A 1,107-nucleotide genomic window follows, 5' to 3' on the forward strand; every position below is an offset into this window, starting at 1 on the left:
AAACCTGTTGCTGCTTGCGAAGCGCCATAGCCGAGCGATGTCGCCAGACCAAATACCGTCGCAACAACCGCAAGAATGTCGATAATGTGCCCTACCCAGCCCCAAACTCGTTCGCCAAACAGCGGGTAGAAGATGGAACGCATGGTCAGTGGCAACCCTTTGTTGAACGAAAAAATCGCTAAGCCAAGGGCCAACAACGCATAAATCGACCAAGGGTGAAGTGCCCAGTGGTAAATGGTCGCAGCCATACCAAGTGCAGATGCAGCATCTGTATCACCAACCGCACCACCAAGTGGTGCCCAGTCGGTGCGCACACCATTTTCAATGTTCACGCCGCCAAGTGCAGAGCTGAAGTGCGACATTGGCTCAGACACACCAAAAAACACTAATCCGATGCCCATACCGGCTGCGAACAACATCGCTAGCCAGCCTGCATAAGAGTAATCTGGTGTCGCTTCAGTACCACCAATTCGAACTCGGCCAAGCGGTGTCACAATCAAGACCAAGCAGACAATGACAAATACGTTGCCAGAAGCAAGAAAGAACCAGTCAAGATTGGATACTAGCCAAGCACGTAAGCCAGCGAAAAAGGGTTCAACTTGTTGGCGAAAAGTTAGCGTTGCCACAACAAAGAGGACGATAGCCATCCCAGAAATTGCGAAAACTCGGTTGTGAATGTCTAAGCCGAATGGGCCGACTTTTAACGCAACGTTATCCTGACCAATCTGATAGTCAGTATCTATCGCGTTTACCTTTCCATCGGGACGTTTAATCCCACCATTATTGTCGGTGCTCACGAATAATCTCCTTAACAATACGTGACCAAATTTAAATACTTTGTAGGAGTTTGAGTGATGATTAGTTCACATCACCAAGCACAAGTTTAAGTATATGTATTTTCTTAAAGTAGTAGCCCTCATTAGCATCTTAAAAGGAAACACCTCCATCGTTCATTTGATGTTTTTGTGTTTAAGGTAAATAACTTTTATTGCCAAATAGCAGAAATTGGCATGTCTCGGTTAAAGTGATATTGCAACTGAGCTTGAAACAACTCTGCCGTCGCCAATGCATCCGTTAATGCGTGATGCGGTTGATAAGCAGGCAGAC

1 protein-coding gene and 1 pseudogene are annotated in these 1,107 nt (G+C 46.4%); both read right to left on the reverse strand.

Annotated features, from left to right (window positions below):
* A partial coding sequence (locus tag R7P35_RS25810) for a BCCT family transporter (protein ID WP_318093302.1) occupies positions 1-797 on the reverse strand: 797 nt, incomplete at its 3' end.
* Positions 798-985: 188 nt separating this feature from the next.
* A pseudogene (locus R7P35_RS25815) lies at positions 986-1,107 on the reverse strand (3'-5' exonuclease); the annotation flags it as partial.

Origin of the sequence: Vibrio sp. Vb0304, assembly GCF_033338995.1 — a bacterium.
GTDB classification, from domain to species: domain Bacteria; phylum Pseudomonadota; class Gammaproteobacteria; order Enterobacterales; family Vibrionaceae; genus Vibrio; species Vibrio alginolyticus.